This is a genomic window from Vibrio sp. Isolate30, from assembly GCF_022397975.1.
Classification (GTDB): domain Bacteria; phylum Pseudomonadota; class Gammaproteobacteria; order Enterobacterales; family Vibrionaceae; genus Vibrio; species Vibrio fortis.
The window spans coordinates 100,230-117,764 of record NZ_JAKEUS010000004.1 but is presented as its reverse complement, the minus strand read 5'-3'; the positions used below and the strand labels follow the sequence as shown (position 1 = coordinate 117,764).

General features: G+C 45.4%; 14 protein-coding genes. 1 reads left to right on the top strand and 13 read right to left on the bottom strand.

Annotation, left to right across the window (positions count from 1 at the left end; genetic code table 11):
* Positions 1-17: 17 nt before the first annotated feature.
* From apt to L1D60_RS12690, 4 genes are all read right to left on the bottom strand, one after another.
* Positions 18-563, bottom strand: coding sequence for an adenine phosphoribosyltransferase (gene apt / locus L1D60_RS12705; protein ID WP_032552216.1), 546 nt, complete (start codon positions 561-563; stop codon positions 18-20).
* 168 nt (positions 564-731) lie between these two features.
* Positions 732-1,124, bottom strand: a complete 393-nt coding sequence (locus L1D60_RS12700) for a YbaN family protein (protein WP_032551911.1) — start codon at positions 1,122-1,124, stop codon at positions 732-734.
* Positions 1,125-1,142: 18 nt separating this feature from the next.
* On the bottom strand, positions 1,143-1,280 hold the full coding sequence (locus L1D60_RS12695) for a hypothetical protein (RefSeq protein ID WP_239841369.1): 138 nt from the start codon (positions 1,278-1,280) through the stop codon (positions 1,143-1,145).
* Between the two features lie 136 nt (positions 1,281-1,416).
* Entirely contained in the window at positions 1,417-2,520 is a 1,104-nt protein-coding gene (locus L1D60_RS12690) for a response regulator (protein ID WP_239841368.1), read from the bottom strand.
* A gap of 229 nt (positions 2,521-2,749) precedes the next feature.
* Between L1D60_RS12690 and L1D60_RS12685 the strand changes: the two genes are divergently transcribed.
* Positions 2,750-3,625, top strand: coding sequence for a LysR family transcriptional regulator (locus L1D60_RS12685; protein WP_239841367.1), 876 nt, complete (start codon positions 2,750-2,752; stop codon positions 3,623-3,625).
* Between the two features lie 86 nt (positions 3,626-3,711).
* Here L1D60_RS12685 and purF read toward each other — a convergent pair whose 3' ends face one another.
* From purF to L1D60_RS12640, 9 genes are all read right to left on the bottom strand, one after another.
* The gene (gene purF, locus L1D60_RS12680; RefSeq protein ID WP_239841366.1) at positions 3,712-5,226 is read right to left on the bottom strand and encodes an amidophosphoribosyltransferase; all 1,515 of its coding nucleotides are present in this window, start codon (positions 5,224-5,226) and stop codon (positions 3,712-3,714) included.
* A 33-nt stretch (positions 5,227-5,259) separates the two neighbouring features.
* Positions 5,260-5,751, bottom strand: coding sequence for a CvpA family protein (locus L1D60_RS12675; RefSeq protein WP_032551906.1), 492 nt, complete (start codon positions 5,749-5,751; stop codon positions 5,260-5,262).
* 61 nt (positions 5,752-5,812) lie between these two features.
* Positions 5,813-6,379, bottom strand: coding sequence for an SPOR domain-containing protein (locus tag L1D60_RS12670; RefSeq protein WP_239841365.1), 567 nt, complete (start codon positions 6,377-6,379; stop codon positions 5,813-5,815).
* Positions 6,380-7,642 (bottom strand): bifunctional tetrahydrofolate synthase/dihydrofolate synthase, encoded by a 1,263-nt coding sequence (gene folC, locus L1D60_RS12665; RefSeq protein ID WP_239841364.1) that lies wholly within the window; start codon positions 7,640-7,642, stop codon positions 6,380-6,382.
* Between the two features lie 42 nt (positions 7,643-7,684).
* Positions 7,685-8,611 carry an acetyl-CoA carboxylase, carboxyltransferase subunit beta gene (gene accD / locus L1D60_RS12660; RefSeq protein WP_239841363.1) on the bottom strand — a complete coding sequence of 309 codons (927 nt, stop codon included), beginning with the start codon at positions 8,609-8,611 and terminating at the stop codon, positions 7,685-7,687.
* A 175-nt stretch (positions 8,612-8,786) separates the two neighbouring features.
* Positions 8,787-9,581, bottom strand: coding sequence for a tRNA pseudouridine(38-40) synthase TruA (truA, locus tag L1D60_RS12655; RefSeq protein WP_239841362.1), 795 nt, complete (start codon positions 9,579-9,581; stop codon positions 8,787-8,789).
* A 183-nt stretch (positions 9,582-9,764) separates the two neighbouring features.
* Positions 9,765-15,089, bottom strand: a complete 5,325-nt coding sequence (locus L1D60_RS12650; protein ID WP_239841361.1) for a FimV/HubP family polar landmark protein — start codon at positions 15,087-15,089, stop codon at positions 9,765-9,767.
* 209 nt (positions 15,090-15,298) lie between these two features.
* Entirely contained in the window at positions 15,299-16,312 is a 1,014-nt protein-coding gene (locus L1D60_RS12645) for an aspartate-semialdehyde dehydrogenase (protein ID WP_032551900.1), read from the bottom strand.
* Between the two features lie 12 nt (positions 16,313-16,324).
* Positions 16,325-17,458 (bottom strand): 4-phosphoerythronate dehydrogenase, encoded by a 1,134-nt coding sequence (locus L1D60_RS12640; protein WP_239841360.1) that lies wholly within the window; start codon positions 17,456-17,458, stop codon positions 16,325-16,327.
* Positions 17,459-17,535 lie beyond the last annotated feature (77 nt).

Below are 17,535 nucleotides of genomic sequence, written 5' to 3'. Positions count from 1 at the left end.
GAATAATTCCGAAAGGATTAATGACCGTCAAATTCGCAGATGCTAAACACTTCAAGGCCTAGACCTTCTAAGCGCTTGTCACCGCCAATTTCTGGAAGATTAATAACAAAGGCTGCGTGGTCTACAACGCCACCAAGCTGACGAATCAGTTTAGTGGTTGCTTCAATCGTACCACCTGTTGCTAGAAGGTCATCGACCATCAGCACTTTATCGCCTTCTGAGATCGCATCAGTGTGGATCTCAAGAGTATCTGTGCCGTACTCAAGCTCATAAGACTGTGCCACTGTTTGACGTGGTAACTTGCCTGGCTTGCGAACAGGAACAAAACCAACACCCAATTCAAGCGCTAGTGGTGCACCAAATAGGAAACCGCGAGCTTCCGTACCAACGACTTTAGTGAAGCCCATATCTTTGTAGGTATCCACTAGCAGTTCGATCGTCGCTTTGTACGCAGCAGGGTCTTCCATTAGGCTGGTTACGTCACGAAATAGAATACCCGCTTTTGGGTAGTCAGGAATGCTTTTGATGCTTGATTTGATCAGAGCGATTTTTTCTGTGTTCATAATAGTGATGCACTTCATTAGGCCGCTTTCCCAACATCAATCAACGCCATCGTCGTTACTAATTTTGCTTGAGAAAGGCTTGGTTGGTTTTCATTGCAATCAGAGTCATAAGTCTGATGCTGAAAAAATAAACGCCCGCTATAAGTCAGCAGGCACACTGGCTTAATGTTAGTGATTTTCTTTGCTGTCAGCAACTAACTCATGGGTAGGAAGGCGAATAAACCATGTGAGAAGAATAGCAAGTACGACAATTAAGAACACTTTTACCCATACGATAGGTGCAAAGTAGATAGATAATGAAAAGCTGAGAAGAATAAACAACACGCCACGGCTTTTAACACGTTTTGTTACCGCACCATGTTCATACCAGTTGGTGAGCAGAGGGCCAAGTGTTGGGTGCTGATGCATCCAGCGGTGTAAACGAGGGCTACTACGCATAAAACAGGCGCTTGCCAATAGCAAAAAGGGAGTAGTTGGTAGTAGAGGTAAAACAATGCCTAGAAAAGCGAGGATGATGCAGAGGCCACCAGCGAGGTTCAGGCTAAGAACTTTGATGCTAATTGTGACCTCCAGAAGTCTTTAAAAAGTCGCGTAACCATTGAAAACGCGGTAAAGCGTTAAGGTTGCTGGTAGTAGCGGAATCGCTGCAAACGCTAATAAAAATCCTAAAAAGTAGAATACATTAAACGGGTCTTTAAAATCTTGATTATCTGCCATGATTATTTCTTTCTTACAAAATTAACGCTAGACCCAGATAATTTTTGCTAAACGACACTCAACAAAAAAGGTATAGCCACACAATTTTGCAACTATACCTTAATAAAACTTCTACAAATACCAAGCAACTGTAGGGTTAATCCCCGCCGCCTTGATGTAAGTCGAGACTAAAACTGGCCGAACCCAACAAGCTCAATGAGAGCTGGCAGCCTGTCTCTATAGGCAACCTGTCGGTGATGAAATTCTTCTTACAGTTGTCACCCAATCTTTGTCCTGCGGCAATGTGTTGATTAATAAGACCATTGGACCACTGCCCATCGAGTCCTGCAGGCAAAATCGAAATTGTACCCTCAGCCAAATTAGCCACACCAAACAGAGCATTAACTGGCGTCGCGCATTGAGAACATTGGATACCCTTCTCTAATAGCTCCGCCATATCTTTCAAATCGGCACTATAACTTTGCAGATTTCTAACATAATCGTGGAACAAGGCACGCACTAACAGGGTAGTCGCAGCCCCACCCTCAGATGATGATGACGAATCCACAAGATAGAAAGCAAACTGTCCATTCATCAACCAAGCATAATCAAACACCAATGGCATCACTTCGGTTGACTGCAACAGACGATAACTGGCTCGCCAAGTGCCTTGGTTGGTGTCTTTATCGGGTAACAACGCGTGCAACAAATCACGCGCAGCGCTTGGGTTATTCTGAAGATAATTAAGATGCCAATGCAGCTCTTGGTCTTCTGGAATCTCACCACCATCATCGACACTGAACCATTGGCTAGAGAAGTCTCTTTGACTATTCATATTGTCAAAAGAATCTTTCAGGGTATTTTCTATAGCACTTCCCAAATGATTTGGGTCTTCCAATGGCTTGGGTAGGAAATCCTTAATCCCGAAGCGCAATGCTTTCGCAACGTCAGACATTTCATCGGTCGCAGAAACCACAATCATAGGCAGTGATGGATATTCGAGACTCAACTCCTCTACAAGCTCGATACCATCGAGTATCGGCATAGAGAGATCACACACGATAAGGTCGGGCGCTGCGTCTCGTAATTTTTGAAGTGCGTCTAAGCCGTTTTCGGCTTCAACTACACGGTACCCTACAGCATCTAGATACGCTGACGTTATGCGGCGAAAAATGGGGTCATCATCAACCAACATAATGCATTTTTGGTTGAGCGCTTCCTGTGCCGAGGTCGTAACGGGCTGACTGTGAGTTTTATACATACTCATTAACCTCACAAAACAAAGTCGATTTATTATTGTTATCTGTTCTAAGAACTCTTTATCAAACTTAGTAATAAAATGGTGAATACACAAATTTACCAACTTTACTGGTAATTGCCATCAGGGATTGGAATACTTGTAAATAGTGCAACAAGTTGACGTGACGCAAACTTTGTTCTCAGTGTTACGTATAAATTAGTTGAGTTTGTAAACAAATGTGTCTGGATTTATGAAATTAGATGATTTAAACCTGTTTCGATTAGTCGTCGAAAATGGGAGCTACACCGCAACATCACGCAAAACTATGATTCCGGTTGCGACGATCACACGACGTATTCAAGCTTTGGAGGACTCTCTTAACCTGAGGCTTCTCAATAGACATGCGCGTAAACTTTCATTGACAGAGGCTGGCGAGCGATTTTTCAATGAGTGCTCTCCGCTACTACAACGTTTAGCATCAACTGCCGAGGAATTGACTGACGTTTGCAAAGGCGCATCAGGCAAAATCCGTATTTCTGCACCATCAAACCTTACAAAACGTATGATGATGCCGATGTTCAGCGACTTCATGAGCCAATACCCAGATATCAATATTGAGCTCATGATGAACAACCAAGCTGATCAGCTGGACCCAACCGAATGGGACGTCATTTTCCGTGTTGGCCCACAACGCGACTCTAGCTTGATTGCTCGTAAGATCAGCGAAGTTAAGGACATACTCGTCGCAAGTCCTGACTACTTAGCGAAGAATCCAGCCCCTTCTCACGCGGAAGAGTTGGCTAATCACTCGCTTCTGAAAGGCTACCCATTGATTAAATGGCAGCTCAGTAATTCCAATGACGAGAGCGTTGTGAATACTGAGAAAGGCCGCTTTAATGCTAATGCGTTGAATGTTGTAAGACAGGCATGTTCAGAAGGCTTAGGCATTACGCTCATGCCAGATGTTATGATCCGTGAATACATTGAAGACGGTAGCCTAGTGCGCGTATTAGATGATTGGAGTGCTAACCCAAGAGACATCTACATGCTCTACAACCACAAAGATCACCTACCAGAAAAAGTACGCCTATTTATCGATTTTGTGATCGCATACCACATTCACTAAGCGAGACACTCACCTTACCCAATAAAAAACCAGAGCCTGTGCTCTGGTTTTTAGTGTTTGATTTGCTGAAAACGCTAAAGTAAATCTTACGCGCCTTCGTTATGTAGCTCGAGGTTCGCTAGGTCTTGCTGAATTTCACGCTGTATTTTTGAATCGTCGTTACGAAGTGCATCTAGGAAATCTAGGTACTTCTGGTCGATATCACCTGTCACGTACTCACCGTTGAATACAGAAGTATCAAACTGAGTAATGTCTTGGTTGCCTTGACCTACCGCTTCAATCAGATCATCCAATTTTTGGAAGATAAGCGCATCAGCACCGATCTGGTTACAGATAGTTTGATTGTCTCGACCGTGAGCGATCAACTCGTTGGCACTTGGCATATCAATACCGTAAACGTTCGGGAAACGAACTTCTGGTGCTGCTGAAACCATGTAAACTTTGTTCGCACCTGAATCACGAGCCATCTCAATGATCTGTTCTGATGTAGTACCGCGAACAATAGAGTCATCGACTAGAAGTACGTTCTTACCTTTAAACTCAGAGCGAATCGCATTAAGTTTACGACGAACCGACTTCTTACGCTGTTGTTGACCTGGCATGATGAAAGTACGACCAACGTAACGGTTCTTCACGAAGCCTTGACGGTATGGCTTATCGATTGCCTGAGCAATGCGTAGCGCAATGTCATTCGATGTTTCAGGGATTGGGATAACAACGTCGATATCAAGGTCTGAGTACTCGTCTTTGATACGGCGACCCAGTGCTTCACCCATCTCAACGCGTGCGCTGTAAACAGAGATCTTGTCGATGAAAGAGTCTGGACGTGCAAAGTAAACGAATTCGAAAATACAAGGATTCAGTTTTGGATTGTCAGCACACTGTTTAGTAAACAGCTCGCCGTCAAATGTTGCGTAAATCGCTTCACCAGGAGCAACATCGCGAACAAAATCGAAACCAACAGCGTCAAGCGCTACCGATTCAGAAGCAACCATATACTCAGTACGACCATTCACTTCACGCTTACCAAGACACAGCGGACGAATTCCGTTTGGATCGCGGAACGCAATCATACCGTGGCCGATTATCATCGCTGTTACTGCGTAAGCGCCACGGATAGTGCGGTGTACGTTAGCCACTGCACGGAATACATCTTCAGACGTCACGTTACCTTTCACAGTATCGATCTCGTGAGCCAGTACGTTCAGAAGTACTTCAGAATCTGATGTTGTGTTTACGTGACGACGGTCTTTTTCAAACAGCTTCTCACGAACTTCATTTGCATTCGTTAGGTTACCGTTGTGAGCTAGGGTAATGCCAAATGGCGAGTTTACGTAGAAAGGTTGAGCTTCAGAAGCGCTAGAGCTACCTGCTGTTGGGTAACGAACATGACCGATACCAACATCACCTTGGAGGCGTTGCATGTGTTTAGCTTCGAAAACATCTTTAACTAAGCCGTTCGCCTTACGCAGACGAAAACGATTGCTTTCTATGGTACAAATACCAGCGGCATCTTGGCCACGATGCTGCAATACCGTTAAAGCGTCATAAATTGACTGGTTTACAGGTGTTGAACCCACGATTCCAACAATACCACACATGTCCTAATCCTCGATTTTCGACATTAACTGGCGCTAAAGCGCGCCAGATAAGAAACTTGATGTTGCTTGTAAATGCTCGAAGAACGGTGCAATGATTCGACTGAATTCAGGAACCAACTGCGAGTTCTTCCACCACTCAGAACTTGGGAATGCAGTAAACGCATCCATAAAAAACAGCACTGCTGACACAATCAGAACACCTCTTAAACCGCCAAAGACGATCCCCAAGATTCTATCTGTACCAGACAAGCCCGTTTTCTGTACTAGCTGTCCAATCACGTAATTAATTAACGCACCGACAACCAGAGTCGAAACAAACAGTGCTGCTATCGCGGCGCCATTTCGAAACATGTCATCTTCGATATTTGTAAAGTAAACCGCCAGTTTGGCGTAATACTGGCTGGCGATAAAAAACGCACCAAACCAAATAACGAGTGACAATGCTTCTTTAGCAAAACCACGAACTAAACTGATCAAAGCTGAAAAGCCGATCACCCCTAAAATGACAAAATCTAACCAATTCATGAATTCTTCATCTTAAGTTGGCGCGCATTTTAACAGAAAAAATGCTGACGCAAACGTTTTCTTATGGATTTAACGGTTTAAATTTGAGCAATTGGCCTTTTGAACCAGTAATTTTTTCTAATTCCTTAATTTGACGCTCAAGTTTGGATTTAGAGATATCTGGGCCAATTATTACTCGCGTAAATGTTTTTTCTTGCTTGGTATGAGCTTGATAACCACGCTTTTGCAGATCCTTGACAACGTTCTTAGCGTTGTCTGCATTTTTCAATGCCATTAGTTGGATGATCCACGCGCTGTCTTGATACTCATTCTTTTCAGTCACCGGCTTGATAGCAATCTCGACATTGTCATCGACTTTACTCTCTTGACTTGCCGTTACTGTTTCTGACGGTGATGACTCTTGAACAATCGCTTCTACCGGTGAATCTGGTAGCGCAATCTCATCTTCAACAGGATCAAGTACCTCAAACACTTCAACATCACCTTCAAGTTCAGGCTTAATTGGAATGCTTGCAAACTCTTCTTTGTAGTGAAGCTTTTTGCCGTCTAGTACATCTGGGAGAACAATAACGCCCACGGCCACCAAAATAATAGTGCCCACTAAGCGGCTTTGGAATTTACTTGCCATTTAGTTTCCTTTTGTTTGCCAATGCTCCAGCACTTCACCCACTGTATGGAATGAACCCACAACAAGAATCACTTCATCTTCGCTTGCACTTGATAAAGCAGCTTCAAATGCCTCCACTGGCGATGAGTACTCTGTCGTTCCACTTGGTAGACTTTGACACAGCTCAGCTGCTTTCGCCGCTCTTGGGCCTTGTAGAGACGCTGGATACCAATGCTGAGCAATTGGAGCAAGCACATCGAGCGTGGCAGGGATATCTTTGTCGTGCAACATGGCCACAACTACGTGCAGTGTTTTGCCCGCATACTGCTGACCAACTTGCTTAACAAAGTATTCTGCTGAATGTGGGTTGTGCGCCACATCTAACACTATCGTTGGCTTATCACTGATCTTATGCATACGACCAGGAAGTTGTGCAATCTTAAGACCATTCACAACGTTCACATCACTGATGTCGAGTTCTGATGTTCCAAGAGCCATCAACGCGGTAGCAGCATTCGGTAGTGGTAGGCTCGGAATTGGTAGCTGTTCAAGCTGGAATGCACCGCTGTGCCAGTTCCACGTTTCACCAGTGACTTCGTAGGTGTACTGAATTCCTACTTGATAGAACTCTGCCTGGATATCGTCTGCATGCGCTGCCACGGTTGCTGGCGGTTTAGGCTGTCCACAGATTGCTGGCTTACCGCTACGGTAGATGCCGGCTTTCTCAAAGCCAATGACATTAATGTCATCGCCTAGCCAATCAACATGGTCGACCGCCAAACTGGTGATCACTGAAACATCATGGTCAACGACATTGGTCGCATCGAGACGTCCACCCAAGCCCACTTCTAAAAGGACCACATCGACCTTTTCAACTTGAAATGCACGCAGAGCCGCTAAAGTGCCGTACTCGAAAAAGCTCAGGCTAATTTCGCCACGCTCTTTTTCAATAAAATCAAAAGAGTCGACCAGTTGTTGGTCTGAAAGATCTTGGCCATTAATACGAACACGTTCATTATAACGAATCAGGTGTGGAGAGCTGTATACGCCGACCGAATAGCCAGCATCAAGAAGAATCGCTTCCATCAAAGCACAAGTTGAACCTTTGCCGTTCGTCCCAGCAACAGTAATCACATGCTTAGCAGGTTTAGTGAGATTGGATTTCTGTGCGACAGCTTGAACACGGTCTAATCCGAGGTCGATCGCACTGGTGTGAATGTTTGTTAAATAATCAAGCCACATCTCGAGAGAGGATGTGGCTTGAGGAATAGGTTGTTGACTCATCTAACTCATAACCATATGTAAGTAGGTTTGTTAGATGGTACTTTACCCTTTTTCTGGCGCTTCTGGTACTTCATAAGTAGCTTCATTCGGTGAATCGTTCACAGAAACTACTAATGGTGAAGGCTGGTTAGTCATTTTCGCGATTAGGCTACCTACGCGCTGACGCATATCACGGCGATCAACGATCATATCGATAGCACCGTGCTCTAGTAGGAACTCACTACGTTGGAAACCTTCAGGTAGGTCTTCACGTACCGTTTGCTCGATAACACGACGACCAGCAAAACCGATAAGTGCTTTCGGCTCACCGATGTTCACATCACCTAGCATCGCTAGACTTGCTGAAACACCACCCATTGTTGGGTCAGTCATTACAGAGATAAATGGTAGGCCTTTTGCAGAAAGACGCTCTAGTGCTGCACTGGTTTTTGCCATCTGCATAAGAGACATCAGTGCCTCTTGCATACGAGCACCGCCACTAGCAGAGAAACATACTAGACCACAGTTGTTTTCGATAGCTGCATCAACCGCACGAACGAAACGAGCACCCACAACCGAACCCATTGATCCGCCCATGAATGAGAATTCAAATGCACAAGCAACGATAGGTAGACCTAAAAGCTCACCTTTCATTGCAACAAGTGCATCTGTTTCGCCACTGTTCTTTTGAGCAGAAGAGATACGCTCTTTGTAACGCTTTGAATCTTTGAATTTTAGCTTATCTTGTGGCTCTAAATCAGAACCTAGCTCGACGCGCTCACCTTCATCTAAGAAAGTTTCTAAACGACGACGCGCTTTCATGCGCATGTGATGGTCACATTTTGGACATACTTCTAGGTTACGCTCTAGCTCAGCATGGTAAAGAACCTGCTCACAAGAGGTACATTTAGTCCAAACACCCTCAGGGATAGACGCTTTACGAGAAGTTACGATGTTGCTTTTTTCTAAAATCTTTTCAAGCCAACTCATGGAAGACCTTTTCTTTCGATTCTTCCGCCTAATTGCGAAAGAAATAAATTTGGGAATTATGCGAGGAGATTAAAGCACATAAAACAGCAAGTGTAGATAAAAAACTGGTTGTACCTATTTTCATGAGCTATTTTACGCACGATTTCGCAATATTTTTTGAACCTAAGTCCCACATTTAGCTCAAATTATCAGGCAAAAACAGCGGGCCGATAGGCTCTCTTGGGAGCTCAAAGTGTGCAGGGTAATCCACATCAATCAAATAGAGACCTTCAGCCTTAGCGGTAGCACCAGCTAACTTTCTATCTTTGGCTTCAAGCAACCACTTAATCCATTCAGGCTTTTGCTCCCCTTTACCGACAGCAATCAAGCTACCCGTAATATTACGCACCATATGATGCACAAATGCATTAGCCTTGATATCGATGACAATGTAGTGGCCGTGACGAGTAACGTTTAAGTGCATCAGGTTGCGCCAAGGGCTATGGGACTGACAATGCGTTGCACGGAACGAGGTGAAATCATTTTCGCCTAACAAGTACTGCCCTGCTTCATGCATTTTCTTCTCATCTAACTCGCCGTGATAATGACTCACACCCGAATTCAAGATTCCAGGGCGAAGTGCGTGGTTAAATATCACGTAACGGTAGCGACGCGCGGTTGCAGAGAAGCGAGCGTGAAAATCTTCAGGGACCTCTTTTGCCCAACGAACCGCAATATCTTTAGGCATGTTTGCATTGGCACCCATTGTCCATGCCACCATCTTACGGTTTACATTGGTTTCAAAGTGAACGACCTGCCCTGTACCGTGTACACCAGCGTCTGTTCGACCAGCACATTGCACTTCAACTGGGTGGTTTGCGACAACCGAAAGCGCCTTTTCCAAAGATTCTTGGACACTCTTTACGTCTCGTTGGCGCTGCCAACCAAAATAGTGGGTACCGTCATATTCAATACCTAAAGCAATTTTCATGTTTTTGTTCTCTTTGAAAATGGGGCTCGAAGTATATACGTAAAAGGTGCGTATCCCAAACCCGCCAGCTGGAAAACTGTCTATAAAACCGAAACTCTCGATAAAGACGAAACAATCGTTAGAGGGGAAGTTATGGATAAAAAAAGAGAGCCTTGTATCTGGCTCTCTTTCGATTTCTTTGGCTTAGCGTCCGTTCAACGTATCAATTAGGTTCTTAGCTTCTCGACGGATTTCATCGGAGCCATCGACAATGGCTTCTTCTAATAACTTAATTGCGCCTTGCGGATCACTCATCTCAATGTAGATCTTAGCAAGGTCTAGCTTACCTGCGGCCTCAGCGTTACTATCGACATCATAATTACCGATATCGCCAATCACATCAGGGAACTCGTTCAAACCAACATCTAGCTTAAGCTCTTCCTCATCAGGATTCACCATCTCGCCATCTTCTTGCTCAACTTGAGCCATCAATTCATCAATCGTCATGAACTGCTGCTCTTTCTCAGCCGTAGCTTCAAGTAGCTGGTCTTGCGCTCCCCAGTTCTCTTCTTTGATTTGAGGCTCTGGTTGATACTTAGCCGATTCCCAAATCTCTTGCTGATCATCAGGCACTTCGTGAGACAAGTTCGATTGCTGTTCAGGCTCTAAACTGAATCCCTTCCAATCTTCACCACCCACTTCCAGCATGGCATCGATATCGAGACCTGCACTATCAATGGCCGTGTTGTCCATTGGTCGATCGAACATCGAGTCAACCGAATCTTGAACATCTTCAGACAACAGCTCTGCCAATGCTGACTCATCGAACTCATCAAAGCCTTCTAGTGGTTCATCTTGGACGCTTTGTGATGATGGTACTTCTGCTTCAGGCTGATGTGGGGTGATCTCATCGTCTGCAAAGCTATTGGCACCAGAGAAAAGGTCATGAAGTGCATCTTGCTCTTCTGCTTGCGCGCCGTAAGTATTCAGTGGCTCACCAATTTCAGAGAACGCATCGCTGAGTGCTTCATCCTCTCCATATTCCGGTAGCTTGCTCTCGTCAAGTTCAGCTCCCGGTTCAAGAGGGACAGGTTCAGACTGCTGCAGTTCGATTTTATCTAGCACAGCATCTGCTTTTGCGCTCTCTTCGTCGTATTCTGGCAGTTCACTCTCTTCGAGCTCTAGCGCAGTTTCATCAATGATGAGGTCTTGCTCCAGTTGAGCATCATCCTCGCCACTTACAAGCTCGGCTAAAGCATCGTCTTCATCAAATTCTGGTAACTCTAGATCGTCGAACGAGAACTCTTCTTCCGCTGCTTGCTCTTGCGCAGGAGACTCGTCAGCAGGAGCTTCTGATTCTAGCTTCGGTTCATCTTGAACAGCATCTAGCGCATCATCTTCGTCAAACTCTGGCAGCTCTAGATCATCGAACGAGAACTCTTCTTCCACTGCTTGCTCTTGAGCTGGAGACTCTTCAGCAGGAGCTTCTGATTCTAGCTGCGGTTCGTCTTGAACAGCATCTAGCGCATCATCTTCGTCAAACTCTGGCAGCTCTAGATCATCGAACGAGAACTCTTCTTCCACTGCTTGCTCTTGAGCTAGAGACTCTTCAGCAGGAGCTTCTGATTCTAGCTGCGGTTCGTCTTGAACAGCATCTAGCGCATCATCTTCGCCAAACTCAGGCAACTCTAGATCGTCAAACGAGAACTCTTCTTCAACGGCTTCTTGCGCTGGAGGTTCTTGAATAGGTGCTTCTGTTTCCAACTGCGGTTCATCTTGAACAGCATCTAGCGCATTACCTTCGCCAAACTCAGGCAACTCTAGGTCATCAAACGAGAACTCTTCTTCCACTGCTTGGTCTTGCGCTGGAGACTCTTCAGCAGGAGCTTCTGTTTGCAATTGCGGTTCATCTTGCACAGCATCTAGCGCATCGTCTTCGTCAAACTCTGGCAGTTCGAGATCATCAAACGAGAACTCTTCTTCCGCTTCTTGTTCTTGCTCCGCAAGCTCTTGAACCGGTGTTTCTGGTTCTAGTTGCGGTTCATCTTGAACAGCATCTAGCGCATCATCTTCGCTAAACTCTGGCAGCTCTAGATCATCAAACGAGAACTCTTCTTCAACGGTTTGTTTTTGTTCTGCAAGCTCTTGAGTCGGTGCTTCTGGTTCTAGCTGCGGCTCTTCTTGAGCCGGTAACTCAGTAACTAGCGCGTCATCAACCTGTGGCTCTTCTGCCTTTGGTTCAGTATTCGCATCATCTTCGAACAGCCAATCGTCATCTTCCGGAACACCAAACTCATTTGGAATGATCTCTGGCATATTCGCCGCTCGAACTGGCTCTGGCTCTGGCAAGGAATCTTCCATGTCTAGCTGAGGTTCGCTAGCTTCAATCTTAGGTGCAAAATCGAAATCCGCATCCATCTCTTGCGATGACTCAACATCGTCGATTGCCGCAGAGAGCCAATCATCTTCAAGCTCGCTAGAATCTTCTACAAGTTGCTCTTCTGTAAGTGGCTGGGAGGACGCTGGCTCGACATCCGTAGCTAACACGTCTTCCAGATCATTTTGAGTCGGCTTAACTTCTGGCTCTGGTTGAGACAGTAATGATTCTATGCTTTCTTCCAAATCTTCAGGTGACGTAAACTCTTCAAGCGCTTCTATTTCAGGCTCTTGCTCTTCTAAAGCAGGCTCTGAGCCTTCAACTGATGCGATATCTTGCTCTACGTTATCAGCGTGCTGAGGAGCGACCACATCTTCATCAGCCGCTGTCTCTTCATTAGCGATTTCGGTCTCTAATGGCGAGTTTAAATCTGAATCTTCGGACGCTAAAGTTTCATCTTGTTGGGCATGTTCATCAAACAACGCGTCTACTTGAGGCGCAATATCGAACATGTCATCAATAAAGTCGTTGCGGTTGAAGTCTTTGTTTTCTGGTTCAACTGGAGTCGCAGGCTCATCTTGAACCTCTACATCGTCAACCAAGCTTTCCGCTGCTAGATCTTCAGCGTCAAGCTCTTCTTCAATTTCAAGCTCTGCTTCGACTTCTTGCTGAATCTCTTCTTTCGGTTCAGATGCTTCTGCTGTTTCAAATGGGTCAAGCTCATCTAAGCTCGCCTCTGAAGTCGCAGGCACCTCTTCAAGCGCTGCGGAAAGCGATTGTTCGAAACTAGGCTCTTCAGGCTGCGCGTCTTGTTCTGGCTCGAGATCATCAATACCATTGGTAAGAAGATCATCGAATGGGTCAATTGATGCAGACTCTTCTTCTTGCTCTTCCAGTGCTGAATCTGAGAGTTCATTACCTAGAAGCTCATCTAGAGTTTCATCATCTTCAAGTGAAAGCGGAGTGTCGTCGTCATCTAAGAAATCGTCCAATAGATCTGTGCTGCTTTCATCTAACTTAAAGTCATCTTCTTCGCTTTCATCAGATAAACCTGACAGCTCTTCAAGCTCAGCAAGCGGATCAAGGTCTAGATGTTCTTGTTCGCCACTCTCGTCCTCATCTCCCAGCATTTCATCGAGAAGATCGGTTGAATTACTAAGGTCAACATCGTCACCATCAAGCAACTCATCGAGTAGATCTGTGCTGTCGTTCGACGCTAGCTCTGGGTCGTTAGATAATAGATCATCACCAATCAGCTCTTCCCCTTCAGGAATTGGCTGATCGAACTGAGATAGGATGTTTTCAATATCATCATCAGATGCAAGCTCACTTGAGAACTGAGACGTTAAGTCTTCTTGATCATCAAGATTGAACTCGTTGTCAGAACTCGCTGGCGACGGCTCAGCAACTTGAGCGAAAATATCGTCAATATCATCGTTACTTGCAGGCTCAGCTGGCGATTGTTGCTCTGAAATCAAAGCATCAATATCGAATTCGTCACCCAACTCCGGCATTTCATTAGAAGTTGGAGACTCTTCCACTGACGGCTGCTGTTCTGAAATAAGCGCATCAATGTCAAAATCATCGCTTACACCCGGCGTCGTAGAGCTATCGTCTTCTGACATCAAGGTGTCGAGGTCGAAGCTATCGTCATCATCATCGCTAGATGCAAACAGATCGTCCAACATCGACTGATCCAACTCATTAGAGCCAAGATCTTCAGTTTGGGCGTCCTGAGACAATAGAGCTTCAATATCATCGGCAGACATTGGGTTATCATCTGAAAGGTCAAAGTCACCTTCATCAGAATCAAGTGCACTCTCTACTGTTTCGTCGAGGGCACGTTCCATCTCTTCTAGACCAAGCGCTTTTTCTTCACCGTTAACACTAATGCCGTTATTGCTATCAAGATCACTGCTGTCTAGATCGATATCTTCGAAGCTACCATCTAGATCGCCGTCATCACCGATACCGGCAAATGGGTCGTCGTCTTCGCCGTCAAGGTTGAAGTCAAGATCAGCATCGTCCAGTCCAGCAAAGACATCTTCCTGCTCACTGCTACCTTCATCATCAAACAGCTTCTCAGTGTCATCATCAGCACCGAACAACTCATCATCCAGAGAAAGCTCTGTATCAAGATCCGCCATCTCTTCGTCGAGTGGCATTGGAACAACGTTGTTTTGCTCCGGTAAGTTATTGGTTTCTTGCGCAGCTTGTTGAGGCTCGTCTTGTTTAGACTTTCTGCCTAGCAGTAGAACAATGATCAGACCGATTAGAAGACCCGGAATAATGGCCAATGCAGCAACAAGCCAACCGTTAGACAGCAGTTGGTCCATGGTGCTCGGTGCCATTTTTTCCATTTCAGCGTTCTTCTGACGCTCTTCTTCAAGCAGTTTTTCTACTTCATTGCGAATACGATCTTCATCGCTCAGCTCAGTTTTGAGTACCTCTACTTCAGACTGAACATTGGACAGCATCAGACGTAGCTGATGGTTTTTCTCTTCAAGAGACAACAGCTCAGACTCTGACATCTCCAGCTGCTTCTCAAGTTGATTCACTTCATTTTCTTGAGGCGACATCATCGGCTTTGATGACGCTGCAGGTTTGGTCTCAGCCGTTACCTTAGGTTCAACCGTTTCTGGTTTTACGGCTGGAGCAGGTTTTGGTGTCGCAGGTTTTACTACTTCTGGTTTAGTAGGAGCGACTGGCTGGCTAGATGGCGCGTTCAGCTTAGCTTGGTGCGAGTCCATAATTCGGATCGCTTGCTGCGTTGAGCTTGCACGAGCCTGCTCTAAAGATGGTACACGCAAATAGCTTGATGGTACCAAGCTGTGGATGTTTTGATTTTCAAAAGCCTGAGGGTTTAATCGGTAGATCGCCAAAAGCGTTTGTTGTACTGAAACTGAGTTATCAGGGCGCAGTCGAGACGCAATAGACCACAAGGTTTCGTTGCCATTGGTTGGTCCATAAAATCGAGAAGGCTCACTCGCTTGATTGAGTGATTGAGCGCGAACTGGCTCTGAGAATGTTGGCGAGGATTTTATCTGTCCATCGGGGCCAACCACTCGAATAGTATCTGCACGAACTACGGAAATCTGAGTCGCAATAACAAACGCTAAAGGCATCCACCACTGCTTGAAAATTTGAAACATAAAAGGCTCAGTTAGGTGCTTAAATTCGGAAAAATAACGATCTACTAAATATATCGGATAACAGGAGCAAAACTATAGGGATGAAAACAAAAAATGTGTTGCGACGACAATATTCGCAGCAATTTCACACAATTTGTGAAGATGTATTTTTGATTGATTAAAAAAGCCCCACTAATGAGTGAGGCTTCAATAAACAGTGAGGGTGTCGATTAGAAGTAATCGCGAATCAATACTTCACCGATTTGCACTGCGTTAGTCGCTGCGCCTTTACGAACGTTGTCAGCAACGACCCACATATTAACGCCACTGTGGTGACTGATATCACCGCGGATACGACCAACCATTACATGATCTTTACCGCCCGCATCACGAACCTGAGTTGGGAACTCTGCACCGTGGAACACTTCAACACCTTCTGTGTTCTCTAGCAGTTGAACCACATGCTCAGCACCGATTGGAGAGCGTGTTTCAATGTGTAGAGATTCAGCGTGACCGTAGAATACTGGCACGCGAACACATGTTGGGTTTACTGTGATTGAAGAGTCAGCAAAGATTTTTTGAGTTTCCCAAACCATCTTCATCTCTTCACGGGTGTAGCCGTTTTCAGTGAACTCATCAATCTGTGGGATACAGTTGAATGCGATCTGTTGAGGGAACGCTGAGTTCTCTGCTGGCATACCGTTAAGCAGCTTCGCTGTTTGGCCCGCTAGCTCATCGATACCCGGCTTGCCTGCACCAGACACTGATTGGTATGTAGAAACGTTAATACGCTCTAGACCCACTTCATCATGAATCGGTTTTAGTGCGACAACCATTTGGATAGTTGAGCAGTTCGGGTTCGCAATGATGTTACGGTTACGGAACTCTGCGATCGCTTCTGGGTTCACTTCTGGAACAACTAGAGGAACATCGTATTCGTAACGGAACTTAGAGGTGTTGTCGATAACAACGACGCCTTCGTCTGCTGCAATCGGAGCCCACTTCTCAGATAGATCACCACCAGCAGAGAAAAATGCGATGTGTACTTGAGACCAATCAAAGTCTTCTACATTCTGCACTTTTACCGTTTTACCATTGAAACGGTAGGTTTTGCCTTCACTACGTTCACTTGCTAGTAAGTGCAGTTCACCGACAGGGAATTTACGCTCTTCTAGTACTTCGATAATGGTTTCGCCAACCGCACCCGTCGCACCTAAAACAGCAATATTAAATTCTTGGCTCATTGTTTCTCTCTTTTATAAAGTTGGCTTTACCATAAAACCGAGTTTCGCTAACGGTGCTAAGTTACAAGTCTCATCACCCGTTAGTTCGACTGCACTGTATTCTCTGCGGTCCCAATATTCTTTACGCATGCGGTCAAAAGAACCTGGCGTAGCGATATTGCGACGGAATAAGGCGTCGTCTTTGCGCACATCATAGATCAACTGAGTCAAATTGTGCAGTGTTGCTTCGTCCCATGCTCTATCTAATTTCATTTGCGGCACTGGTGCGGTCGGCAATAAGTCACTTGCATAAGCACGTTGTTCTTTACCTAAGAACTCACAATAGCTGTTGAAAATCATGGTTGTACCACGCGCTTTGCCTTCTAAACCATAACCAGCAACATGCGGTGTTGCGAAGGCAAGCAGTGGCAATAGCTCCATGTCCACTTCTGGTTCAAATTCAAAAACATCCAATACCGCTGTGAAACCATCCGCTTTTTGTAGGCGAGCCTTCAGCGCTTGGTTGTCCACCACAGGACCGCGAGCTGCGTTAATCAAGATTTGATCAGCACGGAAGTTGTTCAGTACCGTTTCGTTGATCAAGTGATGCGTTGGGTAGTCACCCGTTTTGGTGATCGGCGTGTGCGTGGTGATAATGTCCGCTTGCTCAAACAAAGTCTCAAGCTCAGTAAAATCACGCGCGTCGCCCTCTTGCTGTTTTAGAGGATCGTTCAAAAGCACCTTAATGCCGATACCTTCTAAGCAACGAGCTAAGTAGCTGCCCACTTGACCACAACCGATAATACCGACCGTTTTGTCGAATACTGAAAAGCCTTGCTGCTGAGCCAGCACCATCATTGAGCTGAACACATACTCAGCCACACCGACTTTGTTACAACCTGGAGCGGCTGTGAAATAAATCCCACGCTCTTTCATCAAGTCTTGATCAACATGATCCATACCTGCGGTTGCTGTACCTACGAATTTCAATTTGTTCGCTTTGCTAATCAGTGACTCATTCACTTTCGTTACAGAGCGAATCATTAGAGCATCAACATCTACAAGATCGTCAGCTGTTAGGGTACGACCTGACTTTAAAATCACTTCGCCCAGCTGACTGAATAGATCTTCAGCATAAGGCATATTTTCATCGATTAAGATTTTCATTACGCGGGTACTTTAGTTACGGTCCATCGACCTAAAATGAGGATTGAAATGATTGTGCAAAATTAGACAGCGGCTGT

Bases quoted from the DNA above. Each gene is read 5' to 3' on its own strand.
- L1D60_RS12690 (WP_239841368.1), bottom strand. From the start codon at position 2,520: ATGTATAAAACTCACAGTCAGCCCGTTACGACCTCGGCACAGGAAGCG.
- L1D60_RS12640 (WP_239841360.1), bottom strand. From the start codon at position 17,458: ATGAAAATCTTAATCGATGAAAATATGCCTTATGCTGAAGATCTATTC.
- L1D60_RS12645 (WP_032551900.1), bottom strand. From the start codon at position 16,312: ATGAGCCAAGAATTTAATATTGCTGTTTTAGGTGCGACGGGTGCGGTT.
- folC (WP_239841364.1), bottom strand. From the start codon at position 7,642: ATGAGTCAACAACCTATTCCTCAAGCCACATCCTCTCTCGAGATGTGG.
- truA (WP_239841362.1), bottom strand. From the start codon at position 9,581: ATGAAAATTGCTTTAGGTATTGAATATGACGGTACCCACTATTTTGGT.
- L1D60_RS12670 (WP_239841365.1), bottom strand. From the start codon at position 6,379: ATGGCAAGTAAATTCCAAAGCCGCTTAGTGGGCACTATTATTTTGGTG.
- purF (WP_239841366.1), bottom strand. From the start codon at position 5,226: ATGTGTGGTATTGTTGGAATCGTGGGTTCAACACCTGTAAACCAGTCA.
- L1D60_RS12650 (WP_239841361.1), bottom strand. From the start codon at position 15,089: ATGTTTCAAATTTTCAAGCAGTGGTGGATGCCTTTAGCGTTTGTTATT.
- L1D60_RS12695 (WP_239841369.1), bottom strand. From the start codon at position 1,280: ATGGCAGATAATCAAGATTTTAAAGACCCGTTTAATGTATTCTACTTT.
- accD (WP_239841363.1), bottom strand. From the start codon at position 8,611: ATGAGTTGGCTTGAAAAGATTTTAGAAAAAAGCAACATCGTAACTTCT.
- apt (WP_032552216.1), bottom strand. From the start codon at position 563: ATGAACACAGAAAAAATCGCTCTGATCAAATCAAGCATCAAAAGCATT.
- L1D60_RS12675 (WP_032551906.1), bottom strand. From the start codon at position 5,751: ATGAATTGGTTAGATTTTGTCATTTTAGGGGTGATCGGCTTTTCAGCT.
- L1D60_RS12685 (WP_239841367.1), top strand. From the start codon at position 2,750: ATGAAATTAGATGATTTAAACCTGTTTCGATTAGTCGTCGAAAATGGG.